Raw genomic sequence first — 16,790 nt, 5'->3', positions numbered from 1 at the left:
AGACCACTGATTCATTCTCCGCAGTGGTCTGTTTCCCCCGCTAACGTCGTCAGCGATATTGTTACCCGCAGCTTTTATCCCCTACTTAACCTGATAACTATTTCGGGCATATCTATCCCTATCAATGATAAAGTTTCAGTTATATTTAACTGATTTATATTTACGGAATATTGATAGGAGAAATACCGCACCATGGATTACAGCAAAATTATCAAAGAGATTGGGCGCGGTAAAAATCATGCCCGCGACCTGGATCAGGATACCGCTTACGAATTATATAAAGCCATGCTGGCAGGACAAGTACCGGCGCTGGAACTGGGTGGGATCCTGATTGCATTTCGTATTAAAGGTGAATCTGAGCAGGAAATCCTGGGATTTTATCAGGCGATGCAAGAACAGATGATGTCACTGCGTGTACCCACTGGCCGCCCATTGCCAGTCGTTATTCCAAGCTACAACGGAGCGCGTAAACAAGCCAACCTCACCCCGTTATTGGCGTTATTGCTCGCGCGTCTTGGGCTACCCGTGGTGGTTCACGGCGTGACAGAAGATAGCAGTCGGGTGACCAGTGCCGAGATTTTCCAGCAATTAAACATTCCCTGGTCACATAACGCTGCAGAGGCTCAACAGCGTCTGGATAACGGGCTGCCGGTGTTTATTCCCGTTTCAGCGCTGTCCGCTCAATTGGACGAACAATTACAGCAACGCTGGCGTATGGGCGTCAGAAACAGTAGCCATACCCTGGCAAAGTTGGCAGCGCCCTTTATTCACGAACCCCACCTGCGCCTGGCCAGTGTTTCCCATCCAGAATATATGCAAAAAGTCGGCGGCTTTTTCCAGGCGATTAATGCTCCCGCCTTGTTGCAGCAAGGGACTGAAGGGGAAGTTTATGCTAACCCGCTACGTTGCCCGCCAATTCACTATATCAATAACGGTGAGCAGCAAGTTTTACTGGAACGCCAACCTGAGTCGGGCGAGCTTGAATTACCCTCGTCGAAAGATGCAGCTAAAACCGCACGCTGGATTGAAGATTGTTTGGCTGGAGTGTTACCTATTCCTGATTCTATCCAAAAACAGCTGGCATGTTGTTTAGTTGCCGCAGGGCAGGCGAACACAGTCGAACTTGCACAACAACGGATTAATGACTTATACGGAATCACCATTATTCGGTAGTTATCATGACGTTTTGTGTATTTTATTGGCTTTTAGTTTTTGTTAAGTTTGTACTGGCTATTTTCCTATTTAAATAACTCTTACTTAATAAAATATAAAGTTTTTTATTTTAATGTGATCACGGCTTGTTGTCTTTTTTTACGGTGATAGACTGAATAAGTCGTTTGGTTTTCCTGTCTTAATCAGGTTTTAATGAATAATTGCTGAAAAGGAACACTATGCAACAAGCATTGAACTACTTTACTGCTCTGAATAAGGATTATCTGGCTGTCCATCAGGCCAAAGAAGATCTTTTCTGGCAGAACTACATGGGGTTGGGGGGAGATGATATTGCACAGCAATTTTCCGCAGCCGAAACGGTTTATAAGCGCTTTATCGCACAGAGTCATCGTTTAAAGGAATTACGTGATCTGATTGCTCAGTTAGGAAGTGAACCCGCTACCGTGGAGCGGGATGAGTTACTGCACGGCTTGCAGGGGTGGTATCGCTTTTTTGATTGTAATGCCATTGAAGATCCGGACGCACAAGTATTACTTGATGAGATTATTGCTGCTGAATCAAATCTTTACCAGCAGCGCAAAACCTTCACTTTGACACATTTAAATACAGCCGGTGAGCGGGTTCCGGCTTCCTTGGGGGAGTTATTGACCAACCAAGGCACCAATGAAAATGCGGAATGTCGATACAGTTCGCATTTGGCATTACGTGAGCTGGAACAATGGTTATTGCACAATGGATTGCCTGAACTAATCCGTTTACGTAATCGTTTTGCGCGGAAATTGGGTTACCGCAATTACTTTGATTACAAAGTGAATAAAACCGAACAGATGACACCGGAACAGTTATTTGCCATTTTGGAGCGCTTCGAAGAGCAGACCCGCGAGGCGAACTTGCGTAGTTTGCAGCAATTAGCAGAAGAGAAAGGCCCTGAAACGCTGGAACCCTGGAATATCCGCTTTGCCAGTGGGGGCGATGTTACCCGTCAATTAGACCCTTATTTCCCCTTTGCCGAGTCACTCGACCGCTGGATTAATAGCTTTAAGCGGCTGCATATTGGTTTTCGCGGCGCACAGATGAATTTGGATCTGCTGGTACGCAAAGGGAAGTATGAAAATGGGTTTATGCATGGGCCAGTACCGCCTTTTGTTGATCAGGGAAAATGGATACCGGCGCGGATCAACTTCACGAGTTTGGCTAAACCTGATCAGATAGGAAGTGGTGCTTCGGGCCTAAATACCTTATTCCACGAAGGTGGTCATGCGGCTCATTTTTCTAATATTGCACAAAACTCGCCATGTTTCTCACAAGAATTCCCTCCAACTTCAATGGCCTATGCCGAAACGCAATCCATGTTCTGTGATAGCCTGCTTGATGATGCTGATTGGTTAAAACGTTATGCTAAAAATAGTGCGGGTGAATCCGTTCCTGATGTATTAATTCAGGAAAGTATTCAGGCGCGGCAACCTATGCGAGCTTTTAATGATCGCCATATTTTATTAGTACCCTATTTTGAATGGCAGCTATATCAGTGGGATGATGCACAATGCACGCCAGAGGCGATGACTCAGCTTGCTCGGGATATTGAGCTAAAAATTCTGGGTGTCAGCGGTAGTCCACGTCCGACATTGGCTATCCCGCATTTGTTATCAATGGAATCTGCTTGCTCCTATCAAGGTTATCTATTGGCATTGATGGCGGTAGAGCAGACCAGGGCATTCTTCCTCAAACGCGATGGTTATCTGACGGACAACCCGGCTATTGGCCCAGATCTCGCTGAGCATTATTGGCGGCCTGGTAATAGTGTCAGTCACGATGAGACATTGCGCAGCTTGACCGGAGAGGGTTTCAATCCAGATTATCTGGCCAAGGTGTGTAATCAAACCGTTGAAGAATCCTGGCGTGAAGCACAGAAAACAATTGAACTGGCGGCAATACGCCCACAACCGGCGGCAGATTTTGATTTAAACGTTACTCTGCGAGTGGTTGATGGGGATGAACAGTTGGCTGACAATTTGCAAGGGGATGAGGCAATGTGTCGCACATTCGCGAGCGCAATAAATGCACGGCTTAAGTCAGTATAGTGTGTTGTTTTTTCTATATAAAAAAGCCCATCAGGGTTGCTGATGGGCCTTTTCTCTCACAGCAACGATTGGGCTGATAAACTCCACCAATATTGCTGCAATCTATCTAAGGTTAAATTAATTATAAATAACCGCAGTACCGTGCATCAAGTTATTGCCTGTTGCTGAAGTGATAGTGAAGGCTTTAGCACCGGCAGCATCTGCTTTTTCCGCCAGTTGTGCTTTCAAGCTGCTCAGGTCAGTGACGCCACTGACGGAGATTACACCAACTTGCTCTAATTTAGCCGCATCCTGGCTGCTAACGTATTCAGCAGCAAAACTACCGAAAGATAAAGTAGATAGGGCGATAACTGCAACTAAATTTTTGATGTTTTTCATGATGTATTCCTATTCGGTTTTAAGGTTGAAAGGGCGTTTCCTTTCGATGGAAGCTATATTACGCCCTCGGTGAAATTTTAAAACCGGATAGAATTGAGTTATTCATTCAAAATATTTGACTTATAATTACCAGGTTTTCATTCTCTCGGACGGCAAGCAATATGTGTTGCTGACCCGTTTCACATGAATTTATGCTATCTTACGCGCCAGAAAATGCCTATCAGAGAGTCAGTACGATGGAAAACAAAAAAGTATTCCCGAAAGAAAAAAGTGGATTGCACCCGCGCAACCGTCATCGCTCACGTTATGACTTTGATGCTCTTTCAGTGAGTTGCCCCGAGCTAATCCCTTTTTTGGCACCAACAGCTTACGGGGATATTTCTATCGACTTCGCCTCCCCACTGGCAGTAAAAATGCTGAATAAGGCATTATTAAAACATTTTTATGGCATTGAATATTGGGATATTCCGGCTGACTTTTTATGCCCACCCATTCCAGGTCGTGCCGATTATGTGCATCATCTCGCTGATTTATTAGCCAGCAGCAATGACGGAGTTATCCCGCAAGGTAAGAATATTGCTGTGTTGGATATTGGTGTGGGTGCGAACTGTATTTATCCTATTATTGGTCAGCGAGAATACGGCTGGCGCTTCACCGGGACTGACATTGACTCGCAAGCCCTGAGTGCGGCAAAAATGGTGGTATCCATGAATCCGACATTGAAAAATACCCTGCGACTTAAGCAACAAAAAAATCCACAAGCGATTTTCGAGGGTATCTTGGCGGTGAATGAACGCTACGATGCCACATTGTGTAATCCACCGTTCCATGGCTCAGCGGAAGAAGCAGCAGCCACCACGCGGCGTAAACTGCACAAACTGGGTAAAAGTGAAGTTGCAGCCAAGCCGGTGCAAAACTTTGGTGGTAAAAATAGTGAGCTGTGGTGTGAGGGCGGCGAAGAAGGTTTTGTCAGCCGCATGGTGGCAGAGAGCGCGACCAAGGCACAAAATTGCTTCTGGTTTACTTCACTGATCTCTAAAAAGACAACATTACCTGCTATCTATCATGCTCTGCGTTACGCCAATGCGGTTGAGGTTCGAACCATTGATATGGCTCAAGGGCAGAAAGTCAGCCGCTTTGTTGCATGGACGTTCCTGACACCGGAGCAACAGGCGGCCTGGAAAGCTGAACGATGGTAATCCCCTTCGTCCTTGACACTACAGGGGTGTTAGCGGCGTGCACTTACCCGAATCACTGACTTGTGTCAGCTCATCGGGATGCGTTTACTGGCTGCCTACCTGTAGCGCCAATGACTTTGGGCATACCTTCGTCCTTGACACTACAGGGGTGTTAGCGGCGTGCACTTATCCGAATCACTGTCTGCCGTTGACCTTAAAATAAATAGACTCATCGGGATGCGTTTACTGGCAGCTTGGTGGCAATATTCAATTATCTGGGTATTGCCCTATTTCCTGCTGTTTTATTTCAATATCGCTCAGTTGGCTGTCAATTCAAATACTTTCGGCTATGCTAATTAAGATAATTATTAGTTAGGCAATATAGCCGACAAGTGTAGGTTTTATTTTGATTTTTTCTCCATATTTAATTTTATTTACCCAGCTAATTCATCGTCCAGGGTGAAGAATAAAACTTAAAGAAAATTCTATTAAGGGTTTTCTGGGTTTTGTTGTGCAAACATGTCAATGGTCACATGACTTATTTGTAGCACGATCTTTCACCATAAGGACTCAACTTATGTTGTTCAATTTCAGCTCATCTCATGTATCAAAGCGCGCCGAACTGACTTCGATTGATAGTGCCGTTCCTATGATTATTTTCAAACCTGATGGCACAGTAAAATACGCTAATGCCTTATTTTTACACGCTATGGGATATCAACGAGAAGAGGTGCTCGGGAAGCACCATAAACTGTTTTGTGACCCGAAATATGTGCAAAGTGATGCTTACCGCCGCCATTGGCAATTGCTCAATGAAGGGCGGGCCATTACCGATAATATTAAACGCATTCGCAAAGACGGCACGATTATTTGGCTGCAAGGGACATATACGCCAGTGCTCGATAGCCAAGGCCGGGTAGTGGAAATTATTAAACTTGCCAGTGATGTGACTGAGCGAATGTTGCAGTCTCAGGAACACCAGAGTTTATTAGCTGCGCTAAATCGCTCAATGGGAATGATCACCTTCACACCCCAAGGCATTATTTTAGATGCCAATGATAATTTGCTAAATGTTATTGGTTATTCACTGGCTGATATTCGGCATAAGTCTCATCAGATTCTATGCACTCCAGAATTCGCTCATTCCGATGAATATCGTCAGCATTGGCAGCGGTTAGCCCGTGGTGAGTTCATTGTTGGGCGCTTTGAGCGCATGAACAGTCGCGGTCAGCGTGTCTGGCTGGAAGCGAGCTATAACCCGATTATGGATAAAGAGGGGCAGGTGCTGAAAGTGGTGAAAATCGCGCAGGATATTACGCCATTGATGTTGCAGCAGGAGCAGGAAGAGAATCTGATTCGTGATGTGCACCATTTATCATTAACCACAGACCGGTCAGCGTCGCAAGGGGCTGAGATTGTCCAGCAGGCGGTTCGCGGTATGCAGGAAGTGGAGTCGGTAGCTCGCGAAACTTCAGGTGTTATCAGCGAGTTAGGCCGTTGCTCGAACGAGATTGGCACTATTGTTGAAGCCATTCGCAAAATTTCCTCGCAAACTAACTTATTGGCAATCAATGCTTCAATAGAAGCGGCTCATGCCGGTGAACACGGTAAAGGGTTTTCTGTAGTGGCGAGTGAAGTGCGCATACTGGCAGAAAGTTCGCGTAAAGCAGCCACTGAAATCGAGCATATGACCAAGACGATTCAGAACGGGGTGATGGCGGCCATCAAGGGCATGGGTGTGTGTGTCGAGCAGGCCGGTGGCGGAGTCACTCTGACCCAAGATGCCGGTGAAGTTATTCATCAGGTGAATATTGGGATGCAGGATGTGGTGAAGTTGATGACGGCGTTTTCTCAGGTCAAGAATCAGCAACCCCATATATGACTGAGCATCAGCACAAAAAAAGGCGGGTATCAGTAAAAATGCCCGCCACAGACTGCTGTCACCGTCAAATGAAGGGGAATCGTGCCGTTGGGGTCGTAGTCGCGTAAGCGACCGGAGTGCCCCGAGGTGCGGTAAACCCTTCACTCACTAAGTTATCAACAGCTTTGCCATTAAGCGCAGGCGGGTATCAGTAAAGATACCCGTTTAACATCGTGATTTTAGCTCTGCTAAATCGCACATCAGGAAACGTGTTGCAGGAACTCCTGTAAACGTTCACTGGGTGGATTTGAAATTAAACTATCAGGGTCACCATCCTGCGCCACCCGGCCTTTATCGATAAAGATCAGGCGCGATGCCACTTTTTGCGCAAAGCCCACTTCGTGGGTGACGATGACCATCGTCATGCCTTCTTCAGCCAAATCTTTCATTACCGTCAAGACTTCATGACGCAATTCCGGATCCAGTGCTGATGTCGGCTCATCAAACAGCATTAGCTTAGGTTTGACCGCCAGAGCACGGGCGATAGCCACGCGCTGCTGTTGCCCACCGGACAGCTCTGCCGGGTAATGATGAGCGCGCTCTTCCAACCCCACCTTGGTCAATAGCTCCATCGCGAGTTTGTTGGCCGCTTCCTTAGAAGCTCCACGCACACGGATGGGGCCAAATGCCACGTTTTCCAACGCAGTCAAATGCGGGAACAGATAAAACTGTTGGAATACCATACCTGCTTCCTGGCGAATCAGGCGTTCATCAACTTTGGGATCATTGACATCCAGGCCATCGACAATCAGCTGACCACTGGTAATGACTTCCAGCTTATTGATACAACGCAGCAGGGTAGACTTACCCGAGCCGGAAGGACCAATAATAACCACCACTTCTCCCTTGGTGATATTCAGATTGATGTCGTGGAGCACCTGGGTTTTACCAAAGTGTTTGGAGACGTTTTTGAATTCAATCATATTATTTTCAGTTTTCTTTCTAACCGGCGCAGAACGAAGCTCAGAGCCAAGGTGATTATCAGGTAGATAACCGCAACCGCACTCCAAATTTCCATGGCGCGGAAGTTACCGGCAATAATTTCCTGACCCTGGCGAGTCAGTTCAGCTACGCCAATCACGATGAACAGTGAGGTGTCTTTGATGCTGACGATCCATTGGTTACCTAATGGTGGCAGCATGCGACGCAAAGCTAAGGGGGCTATCACGTAGCGCAAGGTATCGCGTTTGGACAAGCCCAACGCCAGGCCAGCTTCACGGAACCCATTATGAATTGACAGCACCGCACCACGGGTGATTTCCGCGATGTATGCGCCTGAGTTAATGATGATCGTCACCACGGCTGCGGTGAAGGGATCGATGCGCACTGGCATCATCATCGGCAACGCGAAGTAGATGAACATCACCTGCACCACAATTGGCGTGCCACGGATTAGCTCAATAAACACTAATGCGATATTGCTGCTCAGCCAACCGCCATAGGCGCGGGCAAAACCTGCTATAACCCCAATAATCAGGCCGCCAAGCAACCCCAGGACCGAAATCCATAGGGTTAACTTGGCGCCTTCAAGCAGGATTGGGATGGCGGGCCAAATAGCGCTCCATTCAAACTGCATGGATATTCTCCTGGTCTATACTCTCGTCATTCTTCGAAATTTCAGAGTATAAAAATTTTAAAAATGAATTACTTAGGTTCTACGCCAAACCATTTTTTATAAATTGCAGCGTAAGTGCCGTCTTCTTTCAGGGATTTCAGCGCTGCGTTAACTTTTTCACGCAGGTCACTGCCTTGTGGGAATGCGACACCATACTGTTGAGCTTTAATGGAATCGCCCACGGCTTTGAACTGGCCATTACCGGCAGTTTTGATGAAGTAAAGGATGTTGGGGGTGTCGTGTAAAACAGCATCAGCATTGCCTGTACCTAACTCTAAATACGCATTGTCGATATTCGGGAATTGGCGCAGGTCTTTGGTTTTGATGTTGGCTTTAGCATAATCGACAGAGCCGGTGCCGCTTTTCACTGCCAGCACTTTGCCTGCCAGATCAGCTTCGCCTTTGATGTCGTTATTATTCGCTTTAACCATCACCAGCAGGCCGCTGTTGTAATAGCCATCAGAGAAATCGACTGCTTTTTTACGCTCGTCGGTAATGGTGATCCCGGCCAGAGCCAGATCCACGTTTTTGGTTTGCAACGCCGGAATGATGCCACTGAAATCCATTGGTTTCAGGGTGTATTTCAGATCCAGTTTCTTCGCGATAGCATCCCATAAGTCGATATCGAAACCGACATATTTATCCCCTTGTTTGAACTCAAAAGGAACGAACGCGGTGTCTGTGGCAACAATCAGTTCTTTTTCTGCGGCGTGGGAGTTAATGGCAAAGGCCAGTGCGAGAGCGGCCAATGAAACTTTGACAAGTGACTTCATAAGTGGGAGTTCCTTTGTGCTTTTTGTGGATTACCCTTTGTGGTTGATATTGCGGTCTAACTACAACGCCAACCGCGCGGGGCATGGGGATCCATTTTTATATTTCAGGGTGCAATATGAAAAGATCGTGCCAGAAATGCAAGTCATTTAAAAATAAAGAATTTTCTCAAACTAATTAGCATGCCACTACTTAGCTTGCTTTGGTTGCACCAAACTAGATCACCAAAATGGTGCGTTACTGTCATTATGGTGCAAGAATCCAATTATTTACTTATTATTAACTCTAGAGCCAATGATAATCAATCCATAACCAACATTGATGTAACAATATTGTTAACTGTATCGGATTTTTGTTCGAAAAGGGGGCAACAAGGGGGAGAGGGGGAACTATCTGAGTTGGCTATCTTTACTGCCACGGCGGTTATAACCGGAATGGGTTGTTTGACGCTTATCTAATTCATTTTGGCAGGCCAGGCAATGTTTGACACCGGCCAGCGCTTTGCGTCGTGCTTCTGGAATGATTTGACCACATTCCAGGCAATATATTTCGCTATCGCCTTTGCCCAGCGCAAGACGCGCACGCTCAATAGCATCTTCAAGCGTGGAGTCAATTTGCTCTTGTACTGCACCGTCACCAGCCCATCCACTTGCCATATGACCTCCTGAACAGAGCCGGATAGCCGGCCCTGTATTGTCGCAAAGAGTTACCTATGCAGATTGGTTATTCTATGTTGGCTTCAAGGAACCACAGGAATTTATCAAGGTCGCGCGATGCGGCAGTAAACATATCTGCGCTATCCTCGTCTTTGACTTTTGTTATGGCCTTACGCACGAAGTTTGCGACCACACCATATCTGTCCGCCAACTCTTTTAGATGCTCTTGCACGCTATGAATATGGGTTGGATAGCTCTTCAACGGTGTTTTATCAGTGACAAGTTGTGCAGTACCGAGAGCAATGCCGCCAAGTTGTACCGCGCGTTCTGCAAAGGTATCCAGATGATCATTGATGGCGGTGCGGAAGCCATCAAGCATTTCATGGACGGCGATAAAATTGGCACCGCGCATATTCCAGTGCGCCTGTTTGGTGATAAGCGACAGATCGATAAACTGAATAACCATATCGTTTAATAGTTTAATGGTATTTTCTTTAGTATGTTCATCAACATCATTACGTGTATAGATGAGTTCAGAAGATTTTGCTTTTACCAGTTTTGCTGTACTCATAATAGGTATCCCTTTATTGAGTTGATTACCAATTTCTTCACCGCAATAAGTATAACAAAGATATTTAATTTTGCAGGACAGATAGTGCCTATCAATTAAATAGCTCATTGCTGAATTTGTTTGAAAATGTAATTTAGTGTTTCATGACTAAAATATTATCATTCTTATTATTGCGTCCAATTGGTAATGACTATTACTATGATTTATATGTATTTTTATATTTAAAATATAAGTGGTTTTATATGGAAACTATTTTATTGTGTTATATCAGTACCGTATGCCGGTAAATTAACTTAACCGGCATACTCAAGAGGTTATTTCAACGCACGAGCAACAATAAATAAACGCGGAAATGCGAGTAAACGCCGTCCATTCACTTGCTGTGGATATGCCGCATCAATAATAGTCAGATAATCTTGCAGAAAATCCAATCGCATAGACTCAGAGAGCGGCTCAAGAAAAGGTCGTAAACCGGTCGCGCGTAGCCAATCGACAATCGCCTGCGCTGACGGCATTGGGTGGTAATAGGTGGTGCGCCAGATATCGACTTGTTCAGCATTGGGGGCCAGTAAGTCATAATACTGATTGGCGGTGAGCACTTTGGCCCGCACCACTCCCGCCTCTTGCAATGTTTGTTGCCACGGGCCGTTCTCGGCGACTTCCCGCATTGCCTTATGGCTGGGTTCATCCAGATTGTCCGGCATCTGTACGGCAAGTATCCCATTGGCGGCCAGTTGAGAAAACAGATAAGGGAAAAGTTGCTGGTGGTCAGTTAGCCACTGTAGCGATGCATTGGCATAAATCAGGTCTTGCGGCTCGGTAGGCTGCCATTGGCTGATATCGGCTTCGAGAAAGGCACAATCAGGCAAGCGCTGTTGTGCACTGAGCAACATGGCCCGCGAAGTATCAATACCGACCAACTGCGCCTTTGGGAAACGCTGGTGCAATAGTTGAGTCGAGTTGCCTGGCCCACAGCCTAAATCACTGATACGTTGCGGTATTTCTGCTGGAATATGGGCCAGCAGATCGTGAGCAGGGCGGGTGCGTTCTGCTTCAAATTGGCGATATAAATCGGGATCCCAGTCTTGCATGTGTGGCCTCCGGTAGAAAAACGTCTTATAGATTTTGTAATGGTCCGCTAAACAAGACTGCCCCGGTAGGTTGGCCAGTAGGCGAGCCACCATGAGGTTCCAAACTGATTGCCAGTATTGAATTACCCGTTAACTGGTTTTCAGCCAATGTCAGTTGTGTCGGTCCTTGTGTATTCAGTAACCCCAATGAATGTGGTTTTTCGCCAGTTGGAATACTCCATAATTCAAGGCTATTCGTATCACTGACAGTCACCGGATTCAGTGGTGTTAATGTCAAACGGCGAGTCGATTTTTCCAGACTGACCACCCATTGGCCGTTCTGCTGGCTATTGGACAGCACGGCCACCGGAATGGCTGTCGGCGGCTCGACCCATAAACGCGGGATGAGCAATATTGCGGCCAGGCTCGCAGCGACGGCCCAACCGGCATAAGACCAAGAGTTTCGCTTTATGTGGCGGATATTGACAGGGGGCAACTGCAATTCGAGCCGTTTCCAGACGCGCTCTGGTGGTGCTAGCGGGGCAAGCTGATTATCTAATTGAGTAAATAGGCTTTGCCAACTGGCAACATCAGCGGCTAGCCGTGGGTCGCGGCGGACCCTGCGTTCAAAACGCATTCGTGCCAGCCCGCGCAGGGTGCCCAACGCATATTCTGCGGCGAGTGCTGAGTCATATTCGCGTCTGTTTTTCATAAGCCTACACAGTCCTTTAGATGGTCCAGTGCACGACGTATCCAGCTTTTTATCGTACCGAGGGGTTGCTGTAAATGAACAGAGATTTCCCCATGAGAAAGCCCTTGATAATAAGCCAGCATAATACTTTGGCGCTGCTCAACGGGCAGATGTGTCAGACAATCGGCTAGTTGCTTAGCCTCACTGTCTTGCTGCAATTGCGCCAGTGGTGTCAGAGTGTTGTCGGTCAGCGAATCGGTTTCGTCATCGCTTAATGGTTGCAGGCGATTATCATTGCCTCGCATCAGGTCGATAGCCCGGTTGCGAACAATATGAGTTAACCAGGTGAGTGGCGCACTGAGTTGAGCATTGTAATGACCGGCCCGGCTCCAGACCGTGAGAAAACTGTCGTGTAAAACTTCTTCTGCCCGGGCGGGATTACGCAACATGCGTTGGGCGACTGCGAATAATCGAGGAGATGTGAGACGGTAAAGCTTTTCAAAAGCGGACTGATCGCCTTGAGCAATGGCATCTATCAGCCCGACCTGCTGTTCCACAGAACATTCATTCATGCGCCAATCCCTAAAAAAACCGTCAGGTGCAGTGAGACACTGCACCCAGTATAGACCGGTTTTATTTAGGCATCAGGACAGTATCAATAACATCGATCACGCCATTTTTCTGTTGTACATCATAGGTACTGATATTCGCGATGTTACCTTTGCCATCTTTAATCTGAATATTATGCGGCCCATTATTCATAATCCATAATGGCTGGCCGTTGACCGTTTTCAGTTCGGCAGTCCCGCCCCCGGCCTTGATCTTACTTTCCAGTTGTTTCATATCGTACTTCCCGGCCACCACGTGATAGGTCAGGATTTGCGTGAGCAAGGCTTTATTTTCTGGTTTGACCAAATTTTCCACCGTACCTGCCGGCAATTTTGCAAAGGCGGCATTGGTGGGCGCAAACACGGTAAAGGGGCCAGCCCCTTGTAGGGTATCCACCAACCCGGCAGCTTTAACTGCGGCAACCAAGGTGGTGTGATCTTTTGAGTTGACTGCATTCTCGATAATATTTTTGCTTGGGAGCATCGACGCGCCCCCGACCATTACAGTGTCAGACATCATGGCGGCCATAGAAACACTGCTGAAGACTAAAGAAGCACAGATAGCGGTACGAATGAGCGTTTTCATAATGTATTCCTGTAGGTTGAGGTGAAGCCTTGCCTCACATCTACCTATACGAATCAGCAGGGTGTTTTGGATGCAAAAAAGTGAAAAATAATAAATAAAAAAAGCCAACCCGCGTAATGACTGGGCTGGCGTGCTATTAATGAATCTGTCTTGGGCGGGAAACTGCGTGTTCAGCGCTAATTAGGGAGCAAAGTTCGATGCATCACATAGGCATCCACATAACCCAATTGGCTGTGATTAAACGCGCCAGGCAGTGTGGCGATAATCTCAAAGCCGAGTTTTTGCCACAGAGCAACTGCCAGCGTATTGGTGCTGACCACAAAGTTAAACTGTATGGCCCGATAACCGAGAGCGGTTGCCTGCTCGATACAGTGTAACCCCAGTGCTTTGCCGATACCCAGCCCGCGGGCTTCCCCATCAACCATAAAGGATGCATTGGCGACATGGTTACCAAGGCCACGCTGGTTATCGATTAATTTGTACATGCCGACCACTCGCCCCTGGTGCAGGGCTACCCAGCACCGCACGCCAGCACCAAACCAGTAATCATAGGCATCTTGTTCTGGGGTTTCTGGTGTGAATACATAGGTGTCGCCGCTACTGATTACTGCCCGAAACAGCGGCCAAATTTCAGCAAAATCGGCTGCTGCTGCCATTCTGATTTCCATATTTGGCTCCTGTTTAAGCAATTTCGTCTATCTGCGGTTTAGATTTTATGGTCAGAGTCGCGCCAATGGAGGCACTGATAATGGATGCCAAAGCCAGCCATTGAATCAATGTCAGATGCTCATTTAAGAAAACCAGCCCTGAAATTGCCGCCAATGCGGGTTCTAAGCTCATTAATGTGCCGAATGTACGAGTAGGCAGGCGGGTCAGTGCGACCATCTCCAGCGAATAGGGCAAAGCGGTAGACAAAATAGCGACGGCTAAAGCAACCGGCAAAATTGCGGGATCGAACAGCGCCAGACCGTTATAAGCCACGCCAATCGGGCAGAAAACCAATGCAGCAATTAAAGAGCCAACTGCCACAGTCCCTGGCCCATGATCACCGCCCGCTTTTTGCCCTGAAATAATATAAAGCGCCCAGCAGGCACCCGCACCCAGAGCACAAGCTGCGCCAAATAAATCAATAGTGCCGATGTTACTTCCCAGAGGTAACAGGAACCATAGCCCCAGGATCGCCAACCCCACCCAGATAAAATCAACCGGACGACGTGAAGATAACATGGCGACTGCCAGCGGGCCGGTGAATTCCAAGGCCACGGCAATACCTAATGGCACTGTTTTTAATGACAGGTAAAAAAGGAAATTCATTCCTCCCAAGGTCACCCCATAAATCAGCAAGGGTAACCGGCTACCCGCTTCAAACCGCATCCGCCAGGGTTTAAAAATAATAAACAGAATCAGCGTACCGATGCCGAGTCGTAACGATGTTATCCCTTGTGCGCCAACCAGCGGGAACAGACTTTTTGCTAACGATGCGCCACTTTGTATTGAGATCATGGCGATCACAAGCAAGAAAATGGGGAGTAACGGAAGTGAATGTTTGGATGGAGGAGACAAAGACATCCTGTTGAGCCTCAAAGAGAATAGTAAGTATCAATTCTTGTCAGTGTAAATGAAATGTCGCTTGAGTGTTTAAAAATTACCGCCAGACATAATAAAGCCGAAAAAAAAGAAAAATAAATCATCACTCGCTAAGAATGCTTATTTTTAAAGCGTTTTTTGATGTCTTTTTGAACGTTAAAAATAAGAATAGTCTGGAATGGCTTTTGGTGATGGATGTCACAAAAAGGAGTAACATAGCCAAAATTTATAAGTGTATTAGTAAGATAGATGATACTTGAAACTCTTTGTTACACCAAATAAATGATTAGACAATCATTAGTAAGCAGAGTTTCACGCTACTTTTTGTTATAATTTCGAGGTGTTTTAGTTTCATCTAAAAATTTGCGTCTTTCGAGGTGGTTATGAATAAAATTGCATGTCTTTCAGCTGTAGCAGCTTGTGTATTAGCAGTGACCGCAGGTTCAGCCTTTGCAGGTCAAAGCACCGTTTCTGGTGGTTATGCCCAGAGCGATTACCAGGGTGTTGCTAACAAATCTTCAGGCTTCAACCTGAAATACCGTTATGAGTGGAGTGATTCTCAACTGGGTTATATCACCTCTTTCACTCACACTGAAAAAAGCAGCTTCGGCGATAGCGCGTCTGTTTACAACAAAGCACAATACAACGCCATCACTGCTGGCCCAGCTTACCGTATCAACGATTGGGCTAGCGTTTATGGCCTGGTCGGTGTGGGTTATGGCCGTTTCAGCCAGAACTACCCAACATCTCTTGGCGACAAAAATAGCACCAGCGATTACGGTTTCACCTACGGCGCGGGTATGCAGTTTAACCCAATGCAAAATGTTGCCCTGGACGTTTCTTACGAACAGAGCCGCATCCGTAACGTTGACGTTGGTACTTGGGTTGCTGGCGTGGGTTACACTTTCTAAGCAACAGCTTAGGATGATCAGCCTTCATCTTTAAAGGTGAACGCTGTATGTGATGAAAATCCGCTTTCGGGCGGATTTTTTTCGTCTGTTATAGTGATAGTTTTGATGGGTAACTAAAAATTATCTAACTGCATTTGCTGCATCATTAATTAAATCAATAATTTGTTGCGGATGTGAGAGATGAGCTGAATGGCTGGAAGGCAGTTCAATCACTTTCTGCGCCTTAATTCGTTCGGCAAAATCGCGTTGTGTTTCAGCGGGCAGCATTCTGTCTTCTGTTGAAATCTGATACCAACAGGGTTTGACTCGCCAGGCTGGCTGCGCAGACTTATCAGTAAAACTACGAGCTGCTAAAGGTTTTTGTGTCAGGGCCATCACTAGCGCTTCACTTTCATCAATATCCTGACATATATTCTCGTGGAACTGGTCGGCATCGATCCATAAAAAGCCATTATCGTCAGGGCGAATATATGCCGCGCCCACCGGTGGTTTACGCAATGCATAAGTGCTGGATAAGCTTTCTCCGGCATCCGGTGCAAAAGCGGCGAGATAAACCATCCCGACGACATTTTGCAAATGCCCCGCTTGAGTAATCACCATTCCACCGTAAGAATGACCGACTAATAGTGTCGGGCCATACAAGGCCGTAGTCTGCTTGATAGTACGTTCTACGTCGTCTGCCAATGATGTTAATGGATTTTGGATTGCAATAACCCGATGTCCCATTGCATGTAGGGCAGGAATAATATATCGCCATTGTGAACCATCGGCCCACGCTCCATGTACTAACAAAATATTAAGTTTTGTTTCCATATTTCCCCCAGAACGGGTATTAAGCGGTGCATAATATCTTTATGCGGAAACGCTATTCTTGATGAATAACAACTTCTACTCATTTAATACGGCTATTGTTAATTGAAAAGTTAGCTTATCGTTATATGTTATTAAAATTAACAAGGCCTGTTACTGGTTATAAGTATAAAGTGATGAGGG

At 46.5% G+C, this 16,790-nt stretch carries 18 protein-coding genes; 5 read left to right on the top strand and 13 right to left on the bottom strand.

All coding sequences use genetic code 11. From position 1 onward, the window contains the following. Positions 1–192: 192 nt before the first annotated feature. Both ybiB and HU019_RS14085 read left to right on the top strand, forming a co-directional pair. The gene (gene ybiB, locus HU019_RS14090) at positions 193–1,173 is read left to right on the top strand and encodes a DNA-binding protein YbiB (RefSeq protein ID WP_174848380.1); all 981 of its coding nucleotides are present in this window, start codon (positions 193–195) and stop codon (positions 1,171–1,173) included. Positions 1,174–1,391: 218 nt separating this feature from the next. Continuing rightward, complete coding sequence (locus HU019_RS14085; RefSeq protein WP_174848381.1) at positions 1,392–3,254, top strand: M3 family metallopeptidase; 1,863 nt, start codon at positions 1,392–1,394, stop codon at positions 3,252–3,254. A 117-nt stretch (positions 3,255–3,371) separates the two neighbouring features. On the opposite strand, the gene bhsA is transcribed toward HU019_RS14085, so the two are convergent. Next, entirely contained in the window at positions 3,372–3,632 is a 261-nt protein-coding gene (bhsA, locus tag HU019_RS14080; protein ID WP_174848382.1) for a multiple stress resistance protein BhsA, read from the bottom strand. A 236-nt stretch (positions 3,633–3,868) separates the two neighbouring features. On the opposite strand from bhsA, the gene rlmF reads away from it, so the two are divergent. Beyond that, positions 3,869–4,831, top strand: coding sequence for a 23S rRNA (adenine(1618)-N(6))-methyltransferase RlmF (gene rlmF, locus HU019_RS14075; protein ID WP_174848383.1), 963 nt, complete (start codon positions 3,869–3,871; stop codon positions 4,829–4,831). A 556-nt stretch (positions 4,832–5,387) separates the two neighbouring features. Next, entirely contained in the window at positions 5,388–6,692 is a 1,305-nt protein-coding gene (locus HU019_RS14070) for a methyl-accepting chemotaxis protein (RefSeq protein WP_174848384.1), read from the top strand. A 239-nt stretch (positions 6,693–6,931) separates the two neighbouring features. Here the strand turns inward: HU019_RS14070 and glnQ are convergent, their stop codons facing one another. The 11 genes from glnQ to rhtA all read right to left on the bottom strand — a co-directional run bounded on the left by glnQ (position 6,932) and on the right by rhtA (position 14,868). Then, positions 6,932–7,654, bottom strand: a complete 723-nt coding sequence (gene glnQ / locus HU019_RS14065; RefSeq protein WP_005168188.1) for a glutamine ABC transporter ATP-binding protein GlnQ — start codon at positions 7,652–7,654, stop codon at positions 6,932–6,934. Next, on the bottom strand, positions 7,651–8,307 hold the full coding sequence (gene glnP, locus HU019_RS14060) for a glutamine ABC transporter permease GlnP (RefSeq protein ID WP_174848385.1): 657 nt from the start codon (positions 8,305–8,307) through the stop codon (positions 7,651–7,653). The genes glnQ and glnP overlap by 4 nt, the downstream gene beginning before the upstream one ends. Positions 8,308–8,375: 68 nt before the next feature. After that, positions 8,376–9,119 (bottom strand): glutamine ABC transporter substrate-binding protein GlnH, encoded by a 744-nt coding sequence (gene glnH, locus HU019_RS14055; protein ID WP_174848386.1) that lies wholly within the window; start codon positions 9,117–9,119, stop codon positions 8,376–8,378. A gap of 387 nt (positions 9,120–9,506) precedes the next feature. Further along, the gene (locus HU019_RS14050) at positions 9,507–9,773 is read right to left on the bottom strand and encodes a DksA/TraR family C4-type zinc finger protein (protein WP_019081070.1); all 267 of its coding nucleotides are present in this window, start codon (positions 9,771–9,773) and stop codon (positions 9,507–9,509) included. Positions 9,774–9,840: 67 nt separating this feature from the next. Continuing rightward, entirely contained in the window at positions 9,841–10,344 is a 504-nt protein-coding gene (gene dps / locus HU019_RS14045; RefSeq protein WP_174848387.1) for a DNA starvation/stationary phase protection protein Dps, read from the bottom strand. Positions 10,345–10,658: 314 nt separating this feature from the next. Next, positions 10,659–11,435: a trans-aconitate 2-methyltransferase gene (gene tam, locus HU019_RS14040; RefSeq protein WP_174848388.1), complete on the bottom strand. Its 777-nt coding sequence runs from the start codon at positions 11,433–11,435 to the stop codon at positions 10,659–10,661. A 25-nt stretch (positions 11,436–11,460) separates the two neighbouring features. After that, a complete protein-coding gene (locus HU019_RS14035) occupies positions 11,461–12,126 on the bottom strand; it encodes an anti-sigma factor (RefSeq protein WP_174848389.1) in 666 nt (221 codons plus the stop codon). Beyond that, positions 12,123–12,677: a sigma-70 family RNA polymerase sigma factor gene (locus HU019_RS14030; protein WP_174848390.1), complete on the bottom strand. Its 555-nt coding sequence runs from the start codon at positions 12,675–12,677 to the stop codon at positions 12,123–12,125. Before HU019_RS14030 ends, HU019_RS14035 begins: the two co-directional genes overlap by 4 nt. Positions 12,678–12,738: 61 nt before the next feature. Then, positions 12,739–13,299 carry a fasciclin domain-containing protein gene (locus HU019_RS14025; RefSeq protein WP_019081065.1) on the bottom strand — a complete coding sequence of 187 codons (561 nt, stop codon included), beginning with the start codon at positions 13,297–13,299 and terminating at the stop codon, positions 12,739–12,741. A gap of 176 nt (positions 13,300–13,475) precedes the next feature. Continuing rightward, the gene (locus tag HU019_RS14020; protein WP_174848391.1) at positions 13,476–13,967 is read right to left on the bottom strand and encodes a GNAT family N-acetyltransferase; all 492 of its coding nucleotides are present in this window, start codon (positions 13,965–13,967) and stop codon (positions 13,476–13,478) included. A gap of 13 nt (positions 13,968–13,980) precedes the next feature. Then, on the bottom strand, positions 13,981–14,868 hold the full coding sequence (gene rhtA, locus HU019_RS14015; RefSeq protein WP_174848392.1) for a threonine/homoserine exporter RhtA: 888 nt from the start codon (positions 14,866–14,868) through the stop codon (positions 13,981–13,983). A 401-nt stretch (positions 14,869–15,269) separates the two neighbouring features. Here rhtA and ompX point away from each other — a divergent pair, with 401 nt between their 5' ends. Continuing rightward, on the top strand, positions 15,270–15,797 hold the full coding sequence (ompX, locus tag HU019_RS14010) for an outer membrane protein OmpX (protein WP_174848393.1): 528 nt from the start codon (positions 15,270–15,272) through the stop codon (positions 15,795–15,797). Between the two features lie 120 nt (positions 15,798–15,917). On the opposite strand, the gene HU019_RS14005 is transcribed toward ompX, so the two are convergent. After that, positions 15,918–16,610 (bottom strand): alpha/beta fold hydrolase, encoded by a 693-nt coding sequence (locus tag HU019_RS14005; RefSeq protein ID WP_174848394.1) that lies wholly within the window; start codon positions 16,608–16,610, stop codon positions 15,918–15,920. Positions 16,611–16,790 lie beyond the last annotated feature (180 nt).

The organism is Yersinia artesiana (assembly GCF_902726545.1).
GTDB classification, from domain to species: Bacteria; Pseudomonadota; Gammaproteobacteria; order Enterobacterales; family Enterobacteriaceae; genus Yersinia; species Yersinia artesiana.
This window is presented reverse-complemented; position numbering and strand designations above follow the sequence as displayed.

Bases quoted from the DNA above. Each gene is read 5' to 3' on its own strand.
- HU019_RS14050 (WP_019081070.1), bottom strand. From the start codon at position 9,773: ATGGCAAGTGGATGGGCTGGTGACGGTGCAGTACAAGAGCAAATTGAC.
- bhsA (WP_174848382.1), bottom strand. From the start codon at position 3,632: ATGAAAAACATCAAAAATTTAGTTGCAGTTATCGCCCTATCTACTTTA.
- HU019_RS14030 (WP_174848390.1), bottom strand. From the start codon at position 12,677: ATGAATGAATGTTCTGTGGAACAGCAGGTCGGGCTGATAGATGCCATT.
- HU019_RS14070 (WP_174848384.1), top strand. From the start codon at position 5,388: ATGTTGTTCAATTTCAGCTCATCTCATGTATCAAAGCGCGCCGAACTG.
- rhtA (WP_174848392.1), bottom strand. From the start codon at position 14,868: ATGTCTTTGTCTCCTCCATCCAAACATTCACTTCCGTTACTCCCCATT.
- ompX (WP_174848393.1), top strand. From the start codon at position 15,270: ATGAATAAAATTGCATGTCTTTCAGCTGTAGCAGCTTGTGTATTAGCA.
- dps (WP_174848387.1), bottom strand. From the start codon at position 10,344: ATGAGTACAGCAAAACTGGTAAAAGCAAAATCTTCTGAACTCATCTAT.
- HU019_RS14005 (WP_174848394.1), bottom strand. From the start codon at position 16,610: ATGGAAACAAAACTTAATATTTTGTTAGTACATGGAGCGTGGGCCGAT.
- HU019_RS14085 (WP_174848381.1), top strand. From the start codon at position 1,392: ATGCAACAAGCATTGAACTACTTTACTGCTCTGAATAAGGATTATCTG.
- HU019_RS14025 (WP_019081065.1), bottom strand. From the start codon at position 13,299: ATGAAAACGCTCATTCGTACCGCTATCTGTGCTTCTTTAGTCTTCAGC.
- glnH (WP_174848386.1), bottom strand. From the start codon at position 9,119: ATGAAGTCACTTGTCAAAGTTTCATTGGCCGCTCTCGCACTGGCCTTT.
- rlmF (WP_174848383.1), top strand. From the start codon at position 3,869: ATGGAAAACAAAAAAGTATTCCCGAAAGAAAAAAGTGGATTGCACCCG.
- tam (WP_174848388.1), bottom strand. From the start codon at position 11,435: ATGCAAGACTGGGATCCCGATTTATATCGCCAATTTGAAGCAGAACGC.
- glnQ (WP_005168188.1), bottom strand. From the start codon at position 7,654: ATGATTGAATTCAAAAACGTCTCCAAACACTTTGGTAAAACCCAGGTG.
- HU019_RS14020 (WP_174848391.1), bottom strand. From the start codon at position 13,967: ATGGAAATCAGAATGGCAGCAGCAGCCGATTTTGCTGAAATTTGGCCG.
- ybiB (WP_174848380.1), top strand. From the start codon at position 193: ATGGATTACAGCAAAATTATCAAAGAGATTGGGCGCGGTAAAAATCAT.
- glnP (WP_174848385.1), bottom strand. From the start codon at position 8,307: ATGCAGTTTGAATGGAGCGCTATTTGGCCCGCCATCCCAATCCTGCTT.
- HU019_RS14035 (WP_174848389.1), bottom strand. From the start codon at position 12,126: ATGAAAAACAGACGCGAATATGACTCAGCACTCGCCGCAGAATATGCG.